Here is a 22,237-nt window from a genome sequence, read left to right on the forward strand (position 1 = left end):
ATATGGAATAAAATTCAAATAGTTGGATTTTAAACCGGTAAATTGTTCCCCTTTGCCAAAGGTTCAAGAAATTTAGGCGATTCATCGTTGAACTTATTTAAGTTTTGTGAGCTATGAATATTTCAGGTTAATTTATCTATATCACTAAAATCCATATCTGGCTTAAACCCTTTATCTGGTTTTAACCAATGATTCATCATCAATCTGTCAAACGTAGCTTCACAACTTCTTCTAGGACATCTTCCTATTGTTGTTGTGAAAAAATTGGAATGGTATGAATAATGATGCGTATGAATAAAATCATCCCACGATTGGATAACTTCATTTTCATCACGCAAATCAACTATTTCTATTTCTTCAAGATTTCTATCTTTCACCGCACCCCACGCTTTTTTCAACATGGCAATAGCTTCAACATCACTCTTGGGTGCGCTATATCCAAAAATAGTAACCATATATGCTACCTCTAACGCATTATTCAATGATTTCCATGACTTTGATATAGCTGTATCACTAGAATAATCTTTATTCTTTATTGGAAATAAGAGTTTTGTTGGAGCAAGGGGTTCACCGCATCTACATGGCATCCCTACATTGCCCATGACATTATCCTCTACACAATATCCTACTGCAACATTTCCATGTAAAAAGGCTAACTGTGGCAAATTGGTAGTATAAGCCATAGCACGGGCATAAGCCTGCACTAATAGTGGATCCCAATTAAAGGTTGCAATTAAATCCTTTGAAGTTAGTCCCATAATCAAATAATCGTACACCGTAGGACTATCAGGTAACTTAAAGTCTAACATGTAATCACGGATGACTTCCTCCAACTTTTGCTTGGCATCCATGCAATTGGGTTCTGCTTTACTGCGCTCATCAAGCTCCATATAAATGTCTTCTAAATTATCAGAAGAAGTATGTAGCGTTATTTTTTCTAGTATATCTGTCAATCCAAGCTTTTTAATGAATCCATTCATTGCGGATATTTTCCTACCATTCTTGTCGCCATTTGGGATAGCTGCACAACTCGCACCTGCGCCCAGTAGAACAACGTGTGGTCTGCTCTTCATGTAATATTCATAATCGTACAAATCCATTGACGTTGGATAATCGTCCTTCATTCTCCATTTCATCCCCCTAAATTTAAATCTCTATTATGTAATATTTACGACCCTCACTTAAGTCCTGCCAGATAAAATCATATCTGCCTGATAGGGTAATATAATCTTTGTTCTTTCCTACACCAGTTGGCTTAAAAATACTACCGTAAACACAATATTCTTCTCTAAAAAACTTATAAACGCCTTCATTGTTGCGTCCTTCATAGAAAGGCCTATCCGAAACAAGGGTAACAGTAGCAGTTTTAGTAAATCCTCGGCTCTTAAGTTCTTCCATGAATTTAATGTCCTTCACGAATGAATACATCTGCTCCGGATACTGGCCATTTAATGGACACTTAAGTTCAATGGCATACTTCTCAGATTTATCTTCGTTAAATATGGTAATATCTATTTCCTTCTTAATAGTTTTGTTGTCTGATGTGAAATATGACACATTCCTTTCAAATTGAATACGATAGTCTGGAAGTTTTTTACGTAGGAATATCCCCAGCTCATGCTGGAGGCTAAACTCATTATAAATTTCAATAGTATTAGACTTTACAAACAAGAAAAAATCTTCTATTAATCGCTTTATTTCCAGCAACGTTTCTACCCCCCTATTTCATCGTGACAGCAACTTGGAATCGCATGAACATCTTTAATCACAAAAACTTGATTTGTATTTCAATAACGTATCTTCTACTTCATGCCAGATTGTTACCGTTTCACCGTCATCCTCAAATACTTTACCGTGGCTCTTAGGCCCATCCAACTTCATCTGCGAGTAATTATTCTTAAATGTTGGCACGTAAAGTTCCGGGTTGTTTTCATCACTGCATAAGCGCTCCATCATGTCTATGGTAGCACGACCTGTGGCAGCCACCGCCTTGAAATAAGCACGGATAATTTTATGGTTATATTGATTTGGCTTTACAGCCCACACTGGGATTCGTTGAATTGCTTTTCCGTAAAAATCCCCTTTTGCACCCTCGTTTTGTCTTGCTATTGTTTTTGGGTTATAGGCTTGTGATGCTTTTTCAAAGGTTTTTGCAATATACCAACGCATACAGCTTTCAACTGCGGTGTCTTGTGTTTCATTTGTTAAATTCAATGCTATGCAGAATTTCTCGTACACATCTGCATCAACTGTAAAGGTCACGCTCTTATTCACCGTTTGCACCTCCGCTATTTACTCTATTACAAATTATACCATTGATTTGTAATTTGTAAATACTAATTAACTAATTTGTATTGACTCATTAAAAGAAATAAGAAAAACACCCTGTATTTCAGCAAGGTGTTTGATTCTAATAACAATTTATTTTTCATTTCGATTTTCAACGTCTATACTAATGCCTGACTTAACATATCAATGAGTTTCACTTATCACCTTCATTTTTTCAACGTCTTAATTCACTTCTAATAACCTCTTTCCATTTATTAATATTAGCGATTGCATTTTGCTCCTCACCTAAATATATATCTTCAATTGTCATAGACCAATGTTTTAGTTCGCGTTTTCTTTCGTTGCTTGCAACAGGATTTGTTATTTTACTTACTGATTTTACAATTTCTCGATTTTTCTTGAGAATATATTGTGTATCCCAATCATTATCATAAGCATCAATGAAAAGCTTAACTAAGAGCTTATATCCCTCTTCTGTATAATTCGAGGGGTGTTGTATCATATAACATGAAACAAGCCAAAAATGTTGCTCATATAGCTTTGGATCATTATGTTCCCACATAAGAGGAAACCCAAATTGCTCATAACATGAAAACCCATCTGTCTCTCTAGCTCCACACTCTATACATCTCCCCGCTTTCATAACAGTGTTATTATCAACCATCTATAACCAACCTCCCTTATTTAAATTATTTTAGTTTCCATAATGTAATGTTTGCTAAAGAGAAAAGTCTTTTTTCTTTAAAAATGAAGCCGCTAGCCAGAACAGACTATACTGACCAGCGACTACCTTAGATTTAATGTTTCAGATTTATTTTCTTATCACTAATTTCATAAATCACATCAGCCACATTTTCGAGTAAGCGTTTGTCATGGGTGATAAACACTATAGTTCCAGCATACTCCTTCATTAATATTTCCAAAGCCTCCAAGCTTGGTATGTCAAGGAAGTTGCTCGGTTCATCCATTAGTAGGATGTTATATCTACCCATAAGCATTTTAGCTAGCAATAATTTAATAATTTCTCCGCCGCTTAAAACAGATAAGCTTTTTCCAATATCATTTTGTTTAAGCCCCATTGATGCTAGCACTGAACGAATTTCTGAAACATTGTAATCACAATCCTCCTGCATAAACTCCAGGACTTTCTGATTACTGTTGTACTTGTAACCATTTTGTGCAAAGTAACCTATTTTTGCCTTAGGTGAAATAGAAATTCCATCTTCATGGTTTAAGATCATTTGGATTAAAGTTGTTTTTCCGGTTCCATTATCACCAGTTAACGCCACTTTTGCTCCAAGCGGAATTTGAAAAGATGCATTTTCAAACAATACCTTATCTCCAAATATTTTATTAATTTCCGTACCGACAATAGGATATGGATTGTGGAGCTCCAATGCTTTACTTTGCCTGAAACGAATCCTGCGAATGTCTTCTGGAGCTTCTACATTTCCTAAAGCCGCAATCCTATGTTCTAGGGATTTAGCGGCATTATGCATCTTTTTTTCCTTACTTCCTATTGATTTTTGATGAGCTAAACGCCCTCCGCCTTCAGTACTTTTTTTCTTTGAAGCACCTTTTGCCTTCTGTTCTATTTTACGAGCCTGTTTTCGCTTTTCCTCCGCAGCCCTTTCCAATCGGGCACGTTCCGCAATAAATTGTTCGTATTCTGCAGCCTGGCTCTTGCGTTCTTCCTCTTTCTGGCGAAGATAATCAGAATAGTTCCCCCAATACTCAGTGATTTTGCCATCTTTCAGTTCCCATATTTTATCTACTACCTCATCAAGAAAATAGCGGTCATGACTAATAACTAACAGTGCACCTGTAAAATATTTTAGCTGTCCAATTAGAAAATCAATTCCTTCACGGTCTAAATGGCTCGTAGGTTCATCCGCTAAAATACCATGAACTTGTGCAGATAAAGCCTGTGCTATTTTAAGCCTTGTTTCTTCACCACCGCTCATGGTCTGTATATCTAATTGCTCAATACCGAGCTTGCCTACAAGTGCAAAATCTTTCTCCTCCTGCAAAGTTACTTCGTCCAACTGGGGAATATAGGCAAGTTCACCCAGACGATTCATTTTACATCCTGGGGAAGTTAATTCTCCTAAAAGTACCCTCAGTAAAGTACTTTTTCCTGCACCATTTGCTCCTACTAAACCAATACGGTCATAATCATATACTTCTAATTCATCTATATCTAAAACATCGCGTCCTTTGAATTCCACACGAATGTCTTTTGCTTTTAATATCAATTCCATAACATATCCTCCTGTCTATAATCGCATGTTTTCATTTGCTTGTACGCAGGGAAAACCCTGCGATTTAAGCAGGAAGAATTACATGAAAATAAGATACATAAATATCCCTCCAATATTGTTTATTTTAAATCTAATTTCCTAATCTCAGTTATCATCGGGCAAACTATTGCAATGCCAATAATTAAAATCCCTGATAGTAAAAACCAATGATTTACACTGATTCTATCAGCAAAGAACCCAGAAAGAATTAACCCAATTGGCATAGCAAGTGACATGATACTTCCGGTCAAAGAAAATACACGTCCTAAATATTCAGGCTTAATTTTCTCCTGAAAAAGAGCTGTTTGCACACCGCTATAAAATGGCACCGAAAGCCCCATTATTGCACAGCAAACTACAAATATTACAAATCCATTTGGAGGAAGTATTCCTGAAACGGCTAAACTGGCCCCCATTATAAAAAATGAACTTGTTATTAGTAATACACGCTTTTCGAAGCTCCCTAATCTTCCTAATAGTAAGCCTCCTGCTAGCATTCCAGATGCAAAGGCAATTTCGGTAATAGAAATATGCACAGGTGTTCCATTAAAGTATTCCATGCTTATTAAAGGAAATAGTGCATTAATTGGCATATAAATAAAAGTATATAGTGTTCCTAAGAGTAATAAGGCAAACAATCCTTTGTTTTGTCTCAGAACGACAATTCCTTCTTTCATTTCTCTTATGAAATTTGGTTCCAAACTTTGCACTTGATCACCCAGCTTAGGAATACGTACAATTGCTACCGTAATAGATGCAATCACAGCACCCAATACATCGATGGCAATAATAGCATTTAATTCCCAAACGGAGTATAGGAGTGCTGCAACTGCCGGACTAACAATATAGCTTATAGACTGCAAAGACTGACTATAGCCTGCGCATTTCGTCAGCTGTTCTTCTGGTACTAAAAGTGGCGTAACCGCATTGAGTGCTGGGGTATGAAAAGCTGTTCCAATGCTACGGATAAACAATACTACCATAACCATCCAGACAGGTAGCTCCATATACAATGCAACAATAGCAAGCACTGCCCCAGCTGCTGCGATAATTAAATCAGCACCAATCATTATCTTCTTCCTATCATGACGATCCACTAGCACACCAATGGCAGGTCCAAAGACCGCATAGGGTAAAAAACCTACTAGTGAAGCCATAGACAAGACCATCGCAGATCCTGTTTTTTCTGTAAGGTAAAAAATAATCGCCATTTGCAGGATGGCACTAGTGATTAATGATACTGCTTGCCCTGCCCATATTGTATAAAACTTAAGTTTCCATTTGTTGTATTTTTCCATTTATATTATCTCCTGCATATTATTTTGCTTGAATTTCTATTTTGAATAGCATTCTAGGCAATAAAAAATGCAGGCCTAAATCCACAATGTGGCTTTTGGTCTGCATACATACAATTTGGAAACATTCATATTAAAGACATAGTTAAATAAAGGTATAGTTAAATAACCTATATCCTCACCGTAACTAATGAATGCTCAATATCGTATAAATAAGCACAACAAAAAAGCCTATCATCGGGGATAGATTCTGCTTTTTTTATTGCTAGCTTATCTTAAACGCATTGAGGCTGTCATAGTTTCGGTTCCTCCTAAATTCTTATTTGTATCAGCGTACACTTTAACACAACAAGTCGTTTTAAGCAACTTTTAAATTTAAAAAATCCATTAAAAACCGCCAAAGGGTGTTAGTCCTTAATTGGCGGTTAATATTCTATATCTCTTCGTCAATCTCAATCCCATACTTGAATTCAACGATGAGCTTATCTTCATATATCGTTACTTTTTCAATAAGTCTCCTTACTAACTGCTCATCATATTCCTCCAACTCGTAGGATTGTTCATTCAAGAAATCAGTCATTTCAGCGATTCGTTGCCTTTTTCCTTCACGCTCTACATTCTCTACAAGTGCATTTTGCTTTAATTCTCGAAGGCGGTAAATTTCAGCAGCCACATCTTCATAGTCATTCTTAGACTTCGCTTGAATAAGAAGCTGTTGTTGTAATTCTTCCAATTTGCTATCAATGTCATCAGTGGCATTATCATTTTCTTCATTAAATACAGTAGCTATATTTTTCTGTAGCGTCTGGAGGAAGGGTTCTTTGTTGACCAAAAGTTCGTTAATAGCCTTAACAACTGCTTTCTGCAATGTTTCCTCATTTATGGTAGGGGCAGTACATTCAGAATCCTTTTCCTCCAAACGGCTGACGCATCTCCAAACAATAGATTTGTAACCTCGGTTATTCCAATGTAACCGTCGGTAAATATCACCGCACTGTCCGCAGTAAACAATACTCGATAAAGCATACTTACTACTACAGATCCTCTTTTTACCGCCCTTGCCGCCACGAAGATTCGCTCTTCGAACCATCTCTTCTTGAACCCGCATAAAAAGCTCGCGTGGAATGATAGGCTCATGGCTGTTTTCTACATAATATTGGGGAACGATGCCGTTATTCTTGACTCGCTTTTTAGAAAGGAAATCAACCGTATATGTCTTTTGTAGAAGGGCATCACCGATGTATTTTTCATTCTGCAGTATCTTTTTCAGTGTTTCTGGTCTCCATTTTGATTTGCCGCCTGCCGCTGTAAGGATACCGTCAGTTTCTAGACCTCTTGCAATCTGTAAAAGACTGGCTCCTTCAAGGTACTCTCTGTAAATCCTTTTAACAACCTCAGCACCCTTTGGGTCAATGACTAGTTGCTTGTTTTCATCTTTAGTGTATCCTAAGAAACGCTTGTGGTTGACCTGAACTTCACCTTGCTGATAGCGATACTGAATACCCAGCTTGACATTCTGGCTTAAGGACTGGCTCTCTTGTTGGGCAAGGGATGCCATAATGGTCAGCATGATTTCGCCCTTGGAATCCATTGTGTTGATATTCTCTTTTTCAAAGAACACAGCGATGTTTTTATCCTTTAACTGACGGATGTATTTAAGGCAGTCCAACGTGTTTCTGGCAAATCGGCTGATGGACTTTGTAATGATCATATCAATATTTCCTGCCATACACTCATCAATCATGCGGTTAAATTCCTCACGCTTTTTTGTATTGGTGCCTGTGATACCGTCATCCGCAAAAATACCTGCTAGTTCCCAGTCTGTGTTCTTCTTTATATAATTTGTATAGTGTTCAATTTGAATCTCATAACTTGAAGCCTGCTCATCACTATCCGTTGAAACACGGCAGTAAGCAGCCACTCGGATTTTGGGTTTACTTTCATTGCTTTTATTAGTTCCAACCCTTTTGATTGCCGGAATCACTGTTACATTCCTACTCACTACCACTTGTTACACCTCACTTTCTATCAAACTGTAGGCATATTCTGCCTGCTGGTATGGGTCTTTATATTTTTGCACCAGAGGTTTTGCTCTGAACTTTACAGGATAATCCATCTCTGGCACATCTTTAGGTTCCCATATCCTTCCGAGTTTTTCTGCTCGTTTTCGTTTTTCTACTTTGGCTTTTTCGAATGTCTCCTCATCAATAATTGAAGGGTAGAATCCATCTCCAAGGTAGTGCTTATTCTGTAACATCTTTCCTGCAGTGGCATGGTAGCAGTCTATCCCAGCTTCTTTAGCAGCGCTCTTCAAAGAAAGTCCTGCCAATTACCCTGAAAATAATTCTCTTACTTTTTCTGCTGCTATATCATCTACAACAGCCTTTCCATCTTCAATTCTATATCCATAGGGTGTGTGACCCATCTAATTCACCAACCTTTCCTTCAATGTGATTCCACATTTTAATTCAAATCCGATTTCCTCTCGTGAAAAGACAATAATCCGCTCCATGAAACTTTCAAACAGCTCATCTTCATAAGCTGTGAGCATTTTGGACTTAGTGGCAAACTTAAGCAAACGGTCAACCTCGTCTACTTTTGCAAAATTGCCATTGACGGATCGAGTAAGTTGATCCTTTTCGGCAAGAAGCCTTTTTCTTTCTGCTTCCAGTGAATTCTTTTCTTTATTAAACAGAGCAGGTTCCAGATATCCTTTGGCCATTAAACCCGTCAGCATCTGACTCTGCTCCATGTTGTTTTCAATTTTAGTTTCCAACTCTTCAATTCTTCGAAAACTTTCCGTGTTGCTCTGATTACGCAACCCATCTAAAAGCGGTCTTAATATGAACTTCCGACCGAAAATCAGTTTATTCATCATCGTAACAAAAGCAGTCTTTATATCTTCATCTCGAATGAACTGCATAGAACATTCCGTTATATTGCTTATATGCTTACTGCAGCACCAAGCAATGTATTTTCTTGGACCGGATGAATGAACCCGTCTTTTAAAGGTACTGCCACATTCCGAGCAGATAATTTTACTAGAGAAAGCATATCGGTTTAAATATTTGCTATTGCGCTTTTCGATGCCTTTTTCCTTTGCCCTCTGATTGAGTACGGCATCTACAGCTTCAAAATCTTCATGGCTGATAATTGCCTCATGGTGGTTTTCTACTAGATACATATTTTTCTCACCATAATTGGTGTGCCTGTTAAAATGGCTGTCAGTATAAGTCTTTTGGCTTCTTCGCTGTTTAAAATGATGTACTAGTGTCTAAACTGGATTCTATAATAATAGAATTCAGGTGATTAAATATGTTAATAGAAATTAAGGATATAGAAACTGTCTTCCACATCCCAGAACCATGGTATATAGATAGCTGCCTTTTTAATGAAGAAAAGAAACAATTAGATGTCTTCGTTAGCATTCGTAAAGGAGCCGTTTTTAGTTGTTCCAATTGTGGTGCTGAATATCAGCCAGTATATGATATAGCCGACAATAACCGTACATGGAGGCATCTAAACTTTATGGAGTACCCATGTTATATTCATGCGGAATTACCACGTACAAATTGCCAAAAGTGTGGGAAAATCCATCGAGTTGATGTGCCTTGGGCTATTAAGCCTAGATCGAATTTTACTACACTGTTTGACGCTTGGATTATCCTGATGGCAAAAGATATGCCTATGAATGCAATTAGCCGATTGGTGGGAGAACATGATACCCAATTATGGCGTATCCTACACTATTATGTAGACCATGCCATCGAAGCGCAGGATTTATCTGATGTTACGATGATTAGTACAGACGAAACATCTTCCAAAAGAGGGCACAATTATATAACGATTTTCATGGATCCCCAAAAAAAGAATGTCATTCATGTCACAGAAAGGGAAGGATTCTAGCACATGGAAAGAGTGTAGGAAACATTTAGAATCCAAGGGCGGCAAAGCGGATAACGTCACGGAAGTTTGCATGGATATGTCTCCAGCCTTTATTAAAGGCGCTGGGGAAAACTTTCCGAGAGCCTCTATCACTTTTGATAAGTTCCATGTAATCAAAGCTGTAAATGAAGCTGTAGATAAGGTACGACGTAATGAACAAAAAAGTTGTGCTGATTTAAAAAACACAAGATACGTTTGGTTGAAAAACGAGAAAAACTTAACAAAATCGCAAAAAGAGACACTTGATCGACTAAAGGATTGTAATTTGGACACGGCTAAAGCTTATCGAATGCGAATCAGCTTTCAGGAAATTTTCCAGTATCCATCCGAAATCGCACCAATGGTGCTAAATGATTGGGTCCAATGGGGACTGAGATGTCGCCTAGATCCGATGGTTGAAGTCTCAAAAATGATTAAAGTCATTATGATGGGATTATTCAGTGGTTTACGTCAAAATTAAATAACGGCTTATTAGAAGGCATTAATAGCGTGTTCCAAGCCGCAAAGCGAAAAGTGTGTGGTTATCGCTCAGATAAAAATATCATTACCATGGTTTATTTACTCCATAGTAAATTGGATTTTGCATTAAAAGGATAAAAAAAGAATGAGTAACAGTTTGGAGCCATACATCGCTTCACAACTGAACCCATTCCCTTGTCCGTTTTAATCTTTTAAAAAAAGAAACTATAAGTTTATCTATAAAATCACTGTAATTGGCGAAGAGCCCCTTATTCCTCCACCCTTGACATCAAGACGACACACTCAACATGGCTTGAACCACCAAGCTTGATGTCTAGGCGTTTTTTATGGAATCTTACATCTACGGGAATATATCAACTTGCTAAGTACCTTATGAATCTAAAACTACAATCCCATACTGGAATCATTTATAGTCATGCCTATTCGTTTTCTGGTTTATTATATTCGTCAATGATTGAAATCGTTGTATTTGCCACTTTACTACCAAGTGAAGCATACAACTTCTTATCTCCAATGACATAAAATTCTTCTTTAGCCCTTGTAGAAGCAACATTCATCATATTAGGCTCGGTAACTGCCCATTTTGCAGCACCTTTACTATCGGTATCTGCACCGAGTACAAAATAAACAATCTTTGTCTCTTTACCTTGAAAAGTATGAACAGTACCTACATTTGTTGGTTTTCCTTTTTCTCGTTTTGTAAATCTAATATCGTCCAAAAATTTGGCAAGCTTGAACGCTACATTTCTAAATGGGGAGATAACATAAATTTCATCCTTTAGTTCTGGATTTTCTTGCAAACGTCCATTTATTAAATTTTTAAGTAATTCGGCTTGCTCCTTCACAAATTTATCATTCGCTTTTCCTGTTAAGTCATACCATTTCGATTTTCCATATGCCTCTTCTTCTTCCTTGCCTTGTACCATCAATCCATCATATGATATTTTATTTGAAATTGTAAACATTGGATAGTTCGAACGCCTATGTACCCAAAGTGGAATGCCTATCCACTCATTCTCATTCTTTCGGAATCCATATTGACTCGTATTATCCACAATTGTTTGAGTTGATGCATTAGCTGAAACATACTTTTCATCAACATTATAATTTCTCCCGATTAAATTCAAAATATTTGAATCTAACGTCAATACTGGTTTAATTTGTGAAGGATCTCCAACCACTGTTACTTTTTTACTTCTAAAAATCGCACCTACACTTGCCTGTGGTAGCGCTTGACCAGCTTCATCTATGAATAAATGACTAATTGAATTTTCATTAAGATTTTTAAACATTCTACCAAAACTAGCAAAAGTTGTACTTACAACAGGGATAGTAAAGTTCAGCCATTGCCAAGATTCTAATATTAATTGATAACCATTATCTTTTGAATTGTAATCCAACTGTCGACTCCAAATATTTCTAGCGGCTCTTAAATGTTTTTTATTTTCAAATAAAAATTGCTTTCTGACTTTTAGTGCTGATATAAAAAGCTTAGATTGCAAGATACGAAAGTTTTTATTAAACCAAGGATTAGACTTTTGAAGCTCTTCATACGATTGTGAAAAATCTAGTTCTTTAATATTGCTTTGAGATTTTGTTTTCTCCAATGACACTATATTTCGCTCTATATCTTGTAATACTTTTTGTTGTGCTGACAACCATCTATTAAAGGCATTATTAGCCTTTTTAATTTGTTCTTTATTAGCATCTATTTTGATAGCATTTCCTTTCATTGCATCATGTAAAGTATCTTTATTATTTAAGCATTCCCTTTTTTGTTCAGTAATACGATTCAAGGTGTCATTTGCATTGTTTAGCTTGTCGATATATTGATTAACTTTAGACCGATTAAAAATCTTTTGAAGCAATAATAAACCCGGTTTTTGTTCCTTAATAACATCAAAATTCCTTTCTGCCTGAGCTTGTTCATTATCTAATCTTTCCATTTTAACGGAAACATCCAACAAATCATTTTGTATTCTATTATTTTGCTCCTTCAACCTCTCTATTTCATTCGTTATTTCTGTTTCCAATGATAATAATTCTGTTCGTTTCTCACTTTCCTCTTGTTTAAAATCCCAACTTTGCTTTTTATATTGATTTTTCAAATCTAAAAGTGGCCTAATTTCTTCACTATATTTTTGGATTCTATCTCTTTCAACTCTTAATTCATTATACAATTGTATAAATTCTTCATAAATATTTGAATTAGGTTGATAATCATTTTCAAGATATTGTTCAATAAACTCTATTGTTAAAAGTAGTTTGTTAACGTTACTGGACGCGCCACCTTCTAACGAAAAAACTCCCCAGTTTCCTTTTTCCATCAATTCACTTTTTAGCTCTCGTTTATTAGAATAATCAACATCTAATTTCGAATTTGATATATCCCTAAAGTAATCTGCTTCTGCTAATAAATCCTGAAATTCGATACCGATATCTTTTTGTTTTGGCAATTCCATTACAATATTTTGAACTGCTCCATTATTAGAACTTGCAACAACGATATTCTTGTCTGAAATTAAATGTGGTAAAACTCCTAGTTTGGCATTTTCCCAATAAACTAAACTACCCTGGATACTTTTATCTGATAGTTGACATATAGCTAATGCTTGTTGAACAACTAAATCAGCAAAAATATCCTTCAACAGAGTCGTCTTTCCTGTTCCAGGTGGACCATTCACGCCACAAATGTTGTTATCTTCTTTCAAAGCTAAGTTAACCGCGGTTTGTTGCATAAGCGAAAGTGCATATTCGGGATTACTCGGAAAACGTCCTAACGGATAATTTTTTGGCTGTAAAATTTCCTTGAAAATGTCCGGGTTAAAATTCGATGAATCTTTTTTACTATCAAAGTTAAATCTTTCACCTGAATAACCATTAAAATAACGACTCAAATTCTCTGTTTTTATGTTCTTTGCTTTTTGTAAATCATCAATAAAAAATGAATGTAAATTCGCATCATCATACTCTAAGTTTTTAACAAATCCATAACGAAAATTTTCGAAAGTAGCGTTATATTTTTGGAAAAGTTCTGAAATTGTTGTATTAAAACCTTCATCATCAAATCTTCTACTCAGGTCTTCACGAAATTTGTTTTCTATTTCCATAAATTTCTTTGGAAGTTCACCGTTAGCCCGAACATATCCACTCATCGTAAGGAAAAATTTTTCTGCAATAAAATTTAATTCTTTATCAAAATACAAACAAAATGTAAATTTATCAGAATTGCTTGTCTCTTCGTCAGTTGCCAGAATATTATATTTTTTCCTTAGAATATCAATTATTTCTTGGAAGTTAAAAATGTTAAAATACAACACTATTCCCGATTTCTCAAAATCCTTCTCTGAACTTTTTTGTAGTTGCTCATTTAGAAACTCTAAAAAAAAATTAAACCACTCATTTGGCTTTGTAGGCAATGTTTTTAACTTTTTATCCTTTTTATCTATAGAACCTTCGGACAATTGCTCTATCGTGATCCAAGCATTTAAAATATTTTCTTTTTTATTCATGAATTTTTTCTCTTCCCCCACTTACAGCACATTATTTTATATATCAATTGTATTAACTTCTATATGTCTAGAAATTATCAGTCAATTCAAAGCAAAAGCAACGATAAAAGCTGTAATGTATCCCTTTGTCAAGATACAAAAATCATTTTTTTAAGATAAACCCTCCTTCCCGGATTAATCTTTTGTTGCCTGTTCAAGTGTGGAAAATCCCCCCGTTCACCACCCTTGACCTTGTTTGTGTCCGTGATAGCGCTTTTATGGCGGATGGCGGAAAAACAGCCTTTAGGGCTCCATCCACATCAAAGCGTATCACGGCCAATCACTTCTAATTTCCGCTGGCGGGGCCCCGACCCCATAGCCATCAAGCTAACGAAGCATTGCATCTACTTAGTTAGCGTTTTTTTATTTCTTTGATGATTTACTGATATAATAAAAAGGCCATACATAAATAAGCCTACTAAGGTTATGAATTCTTAGAATGTTCGATCCCTTGCTATTATGTAACAGTGGCAACGGTTTGTTCATACGCTATGTCCAAGATGTCAAAAACAGTCTGCCTTTGCTTCCTGCGACTTTTCCTTCCGTTTGTCCTGATGCATTGAAAGGTTCTTATATTACAACTAATCAGATTGATTATACATCTATCCTATCTCCACAACCCTACTGATGTTATCTAATCTATCTACTCAACCCTACATCATTTTTCGGTTCTTTTTCCATCCATGGATATGTTCCCGCAAACACATTTTGGCACTTTAGGTTGAGTGGACAAGATAGATGCAATCCAACAGACCCAGTAAATTCAAGGATTACACCCTTGACATCAAGACAACACACTCAACATGGCTTGAGTGTTGGCGGTTACAAACCCAAAAATGAGATGTAGTGGTGCATTTTATCTTTAAATTTTTCGCTAAAAATAATCAAGCTTTGATATAGGTCAATTTTTGTTTTACCCTATATCTGAAAGTTCAATATTTATATTAATAAGTTTTTTGTGTCCACCAATGCTTTAAATTTTGTTAGTTGCTTCATATCCCTTTGCGCATCATATATCTCTATATTCTTTTCTTTTTGTTCTTTCTCATCTTCAGATACGTCTTTTACTTGCCCTGTAACTTCCTTCTTTTGTAGGTCTTTCCTATCTTGTAAATCCTTTGCAAGTGAGTCGAGAAAATTCATATAAAGTAAATAACTTTCCTCTTTTATCATTACCATTTGCTCTATAGTATTTTTATTCTGTTTATTGATTGAAAATAAAATATCGTCTAGTATAATTTGAAGATAAAACACCATTTTCCAATAGACATCATCAAAAAATATAGCATTAACAGAGGCTTCATGAGCTAAAATATTTCTAATCCTATATGCTCTTAATAGGTCAGTTCTAATCCTATCCTCCAATTCCAAAATATATTCCTTTAGATGAAGGGTTGGGTGTTTCTTTTTCTCCTTTTTTACGGTTGTGAACGAGTTAATAAATAAAATATATCGTTGTTCCATTAAAAAATCTGAATACAATTCTAATACATCTCGTTCATATTTTTTTATATAATATAAAAAATATTCAAGTTTGATATTCCGATTTCTTCCAATTGAATTTGATCCATATTTATCTTCAATACCTTTTTTTATTATTTCATATTGTGTTTCATGTTTCTTTAATATCTTCAATACTTTAATGGCAATACTTTTCGCATAGAAGTGGGAAATATACGGAATAGCTTGTTTAATTACACTTTTGTTTTTATCCCTATTTTCATGAACAAATAGTAATTCCAACATGCTCCAAATAGCGACTAATGCAGTTTCTTTTGGAGAATCTTGTACAACACGAAGCCAACCCATCAACCGATTTAAAGTTTTATATTCATCTTCGTTATCAGAAAACAAAATCTGGAGGTATTCTGAGTTTCTAGCAATTTTTATTCCTAGTTCCTCCCCATCAGATTTTAGTGAAGCATTACTGGATCTTTTATCTAAAAGAACTACATCTTTCTTAATGGAAGGAATATAGTTTTTCAATTTACTGTCCAAATTTATTAGCGTTAGTCTAGATAATAGATGTTTCCTCGTTTTATGGATTGCAGCTTCTTCATCCATGGCTTCTAATTCAATTAAGGCAATTTGAAGGTTCATATCACTTGTAAAAAATTCATCTATTTCTCCAGAAAAGGTTCCTGTTAATTCTTCCTCCAATATTGTTCTCGCATCATTGTGATCTTGAAAAAATCTTACCTTACCATTCAATTTATATAGGGCTTGATACTGATTCGGAACATTTACTTTTAAAAAACACAAAAATGCCCTTTGGTTTTTTTTACCTAATTCCAGCCCCAATCTGTCCATTTTAGCTATTAATGAATCCTCATTTTCATCATAAACGAAAACCCCCGCTCCCCATCTGTATAAATAAGCCTTTGAATTTCCTTCAAATAACAATTCACTTAAAAATATTGCTAAATTTGCATCAATATCTGAAAATGAATAATAATCACTAGACAACTTTTCTTTAAAGAAGTTAGAGTAATACTCAATAATATTAAGTGATTCTAATTTATTTAAAAATGCTTTGGTAAAAGCTTTAACATTATCAATATCTCTGTAAATTTTGTTGTCCAACTCGTTAAAGCCTTCTTCATTTACTTTCGTTGTCGATATAATTGTGGAAAAACTTGATATCTTGTTGATAATAAAATCATAGTCCTCTGAAAAGTTTTCATATAATATTTTGTCATTCTTTAATGATACAATTAATTCCTTCGCTAAATTATTTATATTATAAAGATTTAGCACACCTGATTTGAATAAACCAATAACATCAATAAATTCTCTGAGTAATGCCCTTGAACATGGATTGAGCAATTTTCTAAAGTGTAAATGACCGTCCTCTAGTAGTTCACTCCATCTTAGAATAAAATATTGCTCATGTGGTTTTAGTGCCACCTTATAGTTTTCATTAATTCTTTTTACATCATACATATACAACCATCCTTATTATTAGAAAACTTTTTACCTGTTCTTGCATATATTATTTTAGATATGTTAATATTATATCAGAGGTTAATTAGTACAAGAGCATAAATTTATTTATATTGTTAGTGACAGGGTTTGAGATGACCACGAGACTTTAAAGGGGAGTGGTGCAGATCTTACCCTTTTTAATTTAACGATACTCATCCCCACCACCCCAAATCGCACGACCACCGATGTGACCAGTTTGGGCATCGACAAACTGTCCAGCATTATCTAAAGCAATTTTGAAAGCAGACTGAACGCTTTCCACAACTTCTTCTAACCATTCACCAGCCCCCTCCCACTTCCTACCTACAGCTTTTCCAGCTATTTTAACAGTTCCACCAATCTGACCTCCACCAACGGTTCCGATTCCTTTTCCAACTGAACGAAAAGCACCAATTTCCAATCCCCCCTAACTTAAAAATAGATTTATTACCACATATCCTATTGAAGCAAACAATTAGTTGATATTTTTCAAAAAACTTTTTAAAAATAAATTTAAATGGTAAAAAAACAGGACTTGTTAGCATCATTAAGTCCTATCTATCTATTTATTGGCCTATATCCCTTTATCCTAGAAAAAACGCTTCTCAATCTGCATCACTTTTTAAAATCTTCGCATCATCTAACCCATAATTCAACAGCTAAATCGATGGAAGTAGCTGCCAATACGGGTGAATTCATGGAAACATCAAACGCTGCATCTATGAGAGACATATAACGCGCATATGTGGCGTTGATTTTAGATATGATATCAAAGTAAGCTGATTCTACTTTTGCTAAAGCAGAATCCGTATAAGTGTCCAAGAGTGATGCTAGACTAAAAAGTAGACACAGATTGTTATAATAAATATATCAACTATAATGGGGTGTGTCTGTATCGGTATGGCAAAAGGTAGACGATTTGAAGAAGCATTTAAAATTGAAACCTAAAAGTATATCAGTGAGAACATTGCGTAAGTACTCTATTTCGGACGTGCTTAATAGAATATTTGCCCAAACAAAGACTAACCTTCAGTACTTCTCTGCTTGCAGCTAGATGGGGCTGTTTTACAGAAGATGGTGTGGTAGTTTATCATCACTATCAATATTACGCCTTGCTCTTACCCTATAATAATCGGGCTTATATTCATCTTCCGCAAAACTTGAAATCCACCTTTTTTCCTTCATTATCTTTAAAATTAAGGTGTTGTCGTCATCAATTTTAATAGAGGGCCATTTCCCATTAAAGACTGTTAGCAAATTGCTCATTTTTAGTGAGGTAAAGCACTCAATGGCTTGCTCTCGCGTCAAGTCCCTTAAATTCCCGGCGAGTAATCCTCTCTTATTTAAGGTTTCGGCAGATTGTAGCAACGCAATAAGTAGGCTGTAAGGTGTTTTTATGCCACCATTAACAATCTGCTCTATCTCCTCAACACATAAAGCGAGTACAATTGCTTTTATTTCAGAGGACTCTGTTTCATAATTAGAGATAAGTAAAGATAAATCCTCTCCATGGTAGTTATTTTCAAGAATATATTTTTTGACTACATCCGAAACGCTTTTACCCGCAATAGAGATAGGTTCATTAGTGAATCGAAGTAACCTCAGTAGGTTTTCATCGGCAACCTTCTTTTTCAGTAAATGCTTTAGTTCAAAAAGGTCAAAGTTTGAGTTTTCTTCACTAATAACATTTTGAGAGTACTCGTCGATATTTTCAAAGATAAAGTGCATTTTGCAATTCGAGTAGTTCTCTCTTATAAAGGTTAGGTTAAAGGTATTCATCTTTATGATTTTCAAATTAATGAGAATTCTTACTTTATCATCTTTAATATCTTCAAACGAAAATTGAGGATAGCTTATGCCAGATGTTGATAAAAGACTTGTATACTTTTCGTTATCTAAAGCATTATTAGTAATTAAACTTTTATAGAAAGCTATCGCCTGTTCTTTTCCATGATTATTCACAACATCAGTATAAGACAATCCTTTATCAAGTTCGGATTCATTAGTGAAATCAGTAAGAATGTCATCAAAACCATTTCCTGAATCAAAATAGTAACTAAGAATATTAGCTATTGAGCAAGGAATACGGTATTGGGAGAGTAGTAAAGACCAAAGTCCAGAATCATTAATTGATTCTAGTTGTTCAATTTCTGTAGTAAGAGCATTAATGTAGCGTTCTTTATATGTTTGTTCTACATCCGTATGGTTAAGAATGGCGATGGCATTTACTTCATCATCACTGATACTGCCGTCACATATATCAAAAACAAAGCTTATATAAGAATCCATATTTTCCTCAACGTAAGCCACTAACGGTTCATCCGGTCTTGTCAATATTAGTGAATAATTTTTATGATAAAAGTCCTCGTTTTTAACAATTTGATAGACATTCTCCAGGATCATAAAAATTGTAGACTTGTTAATCTTGTAAAGATTATTAGAATAGACTGCGTTGAAAAGTTCTTTATTACACACCTTATAGTCAATTCCCTCAAAACAAACCTTCAGGAAATCTAAGGCTTCAACGACAAGAGAGACTTTTGGTTCAGCAATTGAAATAAAACTTGAACATGTGGATATATGTTTTGTTATGATACCATCAATATTCATTCTCTCTAAATCTTTGTGGGGAGAATAATAAAATGTATCAATAAGATACTTGTTTTTATCTTCTGCTGAAATAGTATCTGTCTGCGAAATTGTTTGCCATATTTCAGGCCATACATTATTGACATCATGAAGTAGTTGTCGTTTTTCCCTGCCCGACTGCCAAAACTCCAAAGCAAAGTCTACTCTGCGGTTATCCCGTAACTGCTTGAGGAATGGTGATAAGTTTTCATGCTGGGTTTTAAGCAAGAAAGCAAAAAGGTCAAAATTAAGTACTTCTGGTTGTGAATAATAACGTGGACTTATTTTGCTAGCAACCAATGCAGCATCTTTTAAAGCATATGTAAAAGGTTTAGCTTCAACATCAAAAACGCTGCGGACAAATATTTGGTCGATTCTTGAGATGCTTTGCTCGTAGAAATAAGACATATAATCTGGATAGTTTTCATCAATATGTTTATTCCTGACTAAGTATTTAATTAATGGAAAGTAGAGGCTTCCCTTTATATCCTCATACTTATAGATGTTATTAATCTCGTCAGTATATGTTGACGCAAAGACTTTTGCAGCCATTTCCTGACTAATTTGTATAATTTCACTGAGAGTTGCACTTTCCAACTCCTTTTTTCTATTATTTAACTTATACAACTGATTAGTAAGAGTGCTATTAATTTGCGAAGCTTTATTTTCAATAGCTTTTCTTCTTTCTAAATACTCTGAATTTGTCTGCATTTTGTCAAAAATAGGTTTAACATCAGATCGATGCCTACTATAATTATTGCTCCAACGATAAACTTCGTTTGGACGAGTTCTCATTTCTCTAACAAAATCACTATTACTTGGAAATGAATCTGCACCCCTTCCAGAAACATCGTATATATATCCGCTTTCTTCGAAGAAAATTAAATCCAGTTCATCTATAGACTTTAAATGTTCTTTTTCTGCCTTTTGAAGAAGATCATTTATTTCAACAATTCGTTTTTCAATACTGTCTATTTCCGCATGGATGAATAGGTCTTTATTTCTAAAGAGGCAAAAAACATACCCCTTACCAAGTTGCAATTCGGAAAAATCTCGAGGAAAAAGGTTTTTATATGCTATCATTGCTAACAGTTTATTACAGCTGAGCTCTGTTAACTGAATACGGTCATAATAAACTCTATACTCATTATAAATGTTTTTTAGCAATCGCATATCGTCTATATACATTGATATTTCTTGTAAGAAGCTACTGTCAAAGCTTTCAAGAATACCTCCATCATTGAAGTATTCAATGAATTTATCATATGAGTTTGCTCCAACAATAACAGGAACTACGGGTATGATAAAATCAAAGAATTTTGTTCTATCTTTTGATTTAAAAATATCGTCTCGAAGCAAATAAAAAAACCGGAACACTTTTTCTTCGTGATTATTTGGGCTATTATTGAGCAGATAATTAATCTCTCTTAATTTTTCAAAAATCTGGTTGGAATTATATCTGTCCATGTCTTCAAAAACAATTGCATCAGCTTTTGTATTCCGAAATAGATATAGAACTTCATTTAGGTGCTTGTTAAAAAAAGAATCCTCGTCCTTCTCAAATATCTCTATTTCATTTCCTTGAACGCTTAACCTTCTTAGAAGATTTTTATTGTGCTGAAGTTTTAATATGCCAAGCAAACCCCAAAATGTGACAGTCCCACAAATCAATAGGGTACCGATCACAAACAAGTCAGTGGTTGTTGGATAAAATAAAAACTTGAGCCAGCTTGGTGTCATTCCATTAACAAAGGATAGCCAAGTATTCCTATTTAGTAAAAAGATTATCAGCGCCACGAACATCGTAAAAATTGCCGTCATTGCTTGCATCGACCTTTTAGAAAATGGGCGTTTGATTTTGAAATGAGTTTGAGGTATTTTTTTTTCATCAATTTGATGTATAAGTTGATTAAGGATTTTCCCCTCAATCTCAACGGTTTTTGTGTTAGCCTCAAAACTTTGATTATTTTCTTTTGAATCATCCTCTGAATCAATTGTAGATAGTGTTGCGGTTTCAAAGTGAGCAAGTGAAATATGTATAAATGTTTTATCTTTGTTGGCAGCCTTGTATGTTTCTAGCATACTACTTTTTCCAGAACTATAAGGTCCAGTAATAGCAATATTCTTAATATCATCATCAGAAAAAACATAGTCTAAAGCATCGGCATACACATTTAATTCTGCATCTTTAGTGGGAGTAAGCTTATGAAATTTGCATTTAGTTGTACCCATGTAATTGTAACCCCCCTTATAAAGAATAAAACACTGTATTGCTTTTGTGTTTATCGGAATTGTACCTCGTAATCATTTAACGCGATAAACAACAGAAATAATGACATCCAAGTTGTAGTAGTCAACTTGATATGTTTTACAGTCAGTAGCAATTGTTGCAAAATTTGCAAAAATTTGCAACAACTGAATTTCTTATCAGTTCACCTTCTTTGAATATATTTTTAATGTGATGAGAAATGGTAGACTTATCACACTGAAATAACTCTGCCATTTGATCAATAGAAAGCCAAAACGGTATTGCTGTATAAAGTAGTATCTGTTTTTGTCAAACCACCTTCGGTTTGATACATCAAAATTTCAGAGTTCATATACACACCTCGCACTTATTTTCTTTAATTATACATGTTTCATCAAAATATTCCCCTTTTTCCCAAAAAAAGAAGCTAAGTTCTAGTACTATTTTATTAGCCTAGACTTAGCCTCTAATTTTATGTTTTTTTCTTAAAATTCATTATTTCATCTATAAAATGCTCCAAAAAACGTGGTCAAAGAA

Annotated in this window: 11 protein-coding genes and 4 pseudogenes; 1 reads left to right on the plus strand and 14 read right to left on the minus strand. The window is 34.8% G+C overall.

What is annotated here, in order from left to right; all coding sequences use genetic code 11:
* Positions 1–122 precede the first annotated feature (122 nt).
* From GX497_02890 to GX497_02930, 9 genes and pseudogenes are all read right to left on the minus strand, one after another.
* On the minus strand, positions 123–1,124 hold the full coding sequence (locus GX497_02890) for a hypothetical protein (protein HHY72171.1): 1,002 nt from the start codon (positions 1,122–1,124) through the stop codon (positions 123–125).
* A gap of 22 nt (positions 1,125–1,146) precedes the next feature.
* Entirely contained in the window at positions 1,147–1,707 is a 561-nt protein-coding gene (locus GX497_02895) for a hypothetical protein (protein ID HHY72172.1), read from the minus strand.
* A gap of 54 nt (positions 1,708–1,761) precedes the next feature.
* Positions 1,762–2,274 carry a hypothetical protein gene (locus tag GX497_02900; GenBank protein HHY72173.1) on the minus strand — a complete coding sequence of 171 codons (513 nt, stop codon included), beginning with the start codon at positions 2,272–2,274 and terminating at the stop codon, positions 1,762–1,764.
* A 229-nt stretch (positions 2,275–2,503) separates the two neighbouring features.
* Complete coding sequence (locus GX497_02905) at positions 2,504–2,953, minus strand: hypothetical protein (protein HHY72174.1); 450 nt, start codon at positions 2,951–2,953, stop codon at positions 2,504–2,506.
* A gap of 133 nt (positions 2,954–3,086) precedes the next feature.
* Positions 3,087–4,550, minus strand: a complete 1,464-nt coding sequence (gene msr, locus GX497_02910; protein ID HHY72175.1) for an Msr family ABC-F type ribosomal protection protein — start codon at positions 4,548–4,550, stop codon at positions 3,087–3,089.
* 119 nt (positions 4,551–4,669) lie between these two features.
* Positions 4,670–5,887, minus strand: a complete 1,218-nt coding sequence (mef(A), locus tag GX497_02915; GenBank protein HHY72176.1) for a macrolide efflux MFS transporter Mef(A) — start codon at positions 5,885–5,887, stop codon at positions 4,670–4,672.
* Between the two features lie 430 nt (positions 5,888–6,317).
* Positions 6,318–7,892 carry a recombinase family protein gene (locus tag GX497_02920; GenBank protein HHY72177.1) on the minus strand — a complete coding sequence of 525 codons (1,575 nt, stop codon included), beginning with the start codon at positions 7,890–7,892 and terminating at the stop codon, positions 6,318–6,320.
* 3 nt (positions 7,893–7,895) lie between these two features.
* Positions 7,896–8,309: pseudogene (locus tag GX497_02925) on the minus strand (recombinase).
* Positions 8,310–9,125, minus strand: a pseudogene (locus GX497_02930) (recombinase family protein).
* 74 nt (positions 9,126–9,199) lie between these two features.
* Here GX497_02930 and GX497_02935 point away from each other — a divergent pair.
* Positions 9,200–10,426: pseudogene (locus GX497_02935) on the plus strand (ISL3 family transposase).
* Positions 10,427–10,728: 302 nt separating this feature from the next.
* On the opposite strand, the gene GX497_02940 reads toward GX497_02935, so the two are convergent.
* The 5 genes and pseudogenes from GX497_02940 to GX497_02960 all read right to left on the minus strand — a co-directional run bounded on the left by GX497_02940 (position 10,729) and on the right by GX497_02960 (position 22,034).
* Positions 10,729–13,821: a replication ATP-dependent helicase gene (locus GX497_02940; GenBank protein HHY72178.1), complete on the minus strand. Its 3,093-nt coding sequence runs from the start codon at positions 13,819–13,821 to the stop codon at positions 10,729–10,731.
* A gap of 978 nt (positions 13,822–14,799) precedes the next feature.
* Positions 14,800–16,443, minus strand: a complete 1,644-nt coding sequence (locus GX497_02945) for a hypothetical protein (protein ID HHY72179.1) — start codon at positions 16,441–16,443, stop codon at positions 14,800–14,802.
* Positions 16,444–16,987: 544 nt separating this feature from the next.
* Positions 16,988–17,245 (minus strand): hypothetical protein, encoded by a 258-nt coding sequence (locus GX497_02950; protein ID HHY72180.1) that lies wholly within the window; start codon positions 17,243–17,245, stop codon positions 16,988–16,990.
* A gap of 644 nt (positions 17,246–17,889) precedes the next feature.
* Positions 17,890–21,684, minus strand: coding sequence for a hypothetical protein (locus tag GX497_02955; GenBank protein ID HHY72181.1), 3,795 nt, complete (start codon positions 21,682–21,684; stop codon positions 17,890–17,892).
* Between the two features lie 72 nt (positions 21,685–21,756).
* Positions 21,757–22,034: pseudogene (locus tag GX497_02960) on the minus strand (cell filamentation protein Fic).
* Positions 22,035–22,237 lie beyond the last annotated feature (203 nt).

The organism is Bacillus sp. (in: firmicutes), assembly GCA_012842745.1.
In the GTDB taxonomy this organism is placed as follows: Bacteria; Bacillota; Bacilli; order Bacillales; family Bacillaceae_J; genus Schinkia.

What these genes read in the sequence shown, in the direction of transcription:
- GX497_02890 (HHY72171.1), bottom strand. Translation starts at nt 1,124, where the DNA reads ATGAAGGACGATTATCCAACGTCAATGGATTTGTACGATTATGAATAT.
- GX497_02940 (HHY72178.1), bottom strand. Translation starts at nt 13,821, where the DNA reads ATGAATAAAAAAGAAAATATTTTAAATGCTTGGATCACGATAGAGCAA.
- GX497_02905 (HHY72174.1), bottom strand. Translation starts at nt 2,953, where the DNA reads ATGGTTGATAATAACACTGTTATGAAAGCGGGGAGATGTATAGAGTGT.
- GX497_02955 (HHY72181.1), bottom strand. Translation starts at nt 21,684, where the DNA reads ATGGGTACAACTAAATGCAAATTTCATAAGCTTACTCCCACTAAAGAT.
- msr (HHY72175.1), bottom strand. Translation starts at nt 4,550, where the DNA reads ATGGAATTGATATTAAAAGCAAAAGACATTCGTGTGGAATTCAAAGGA.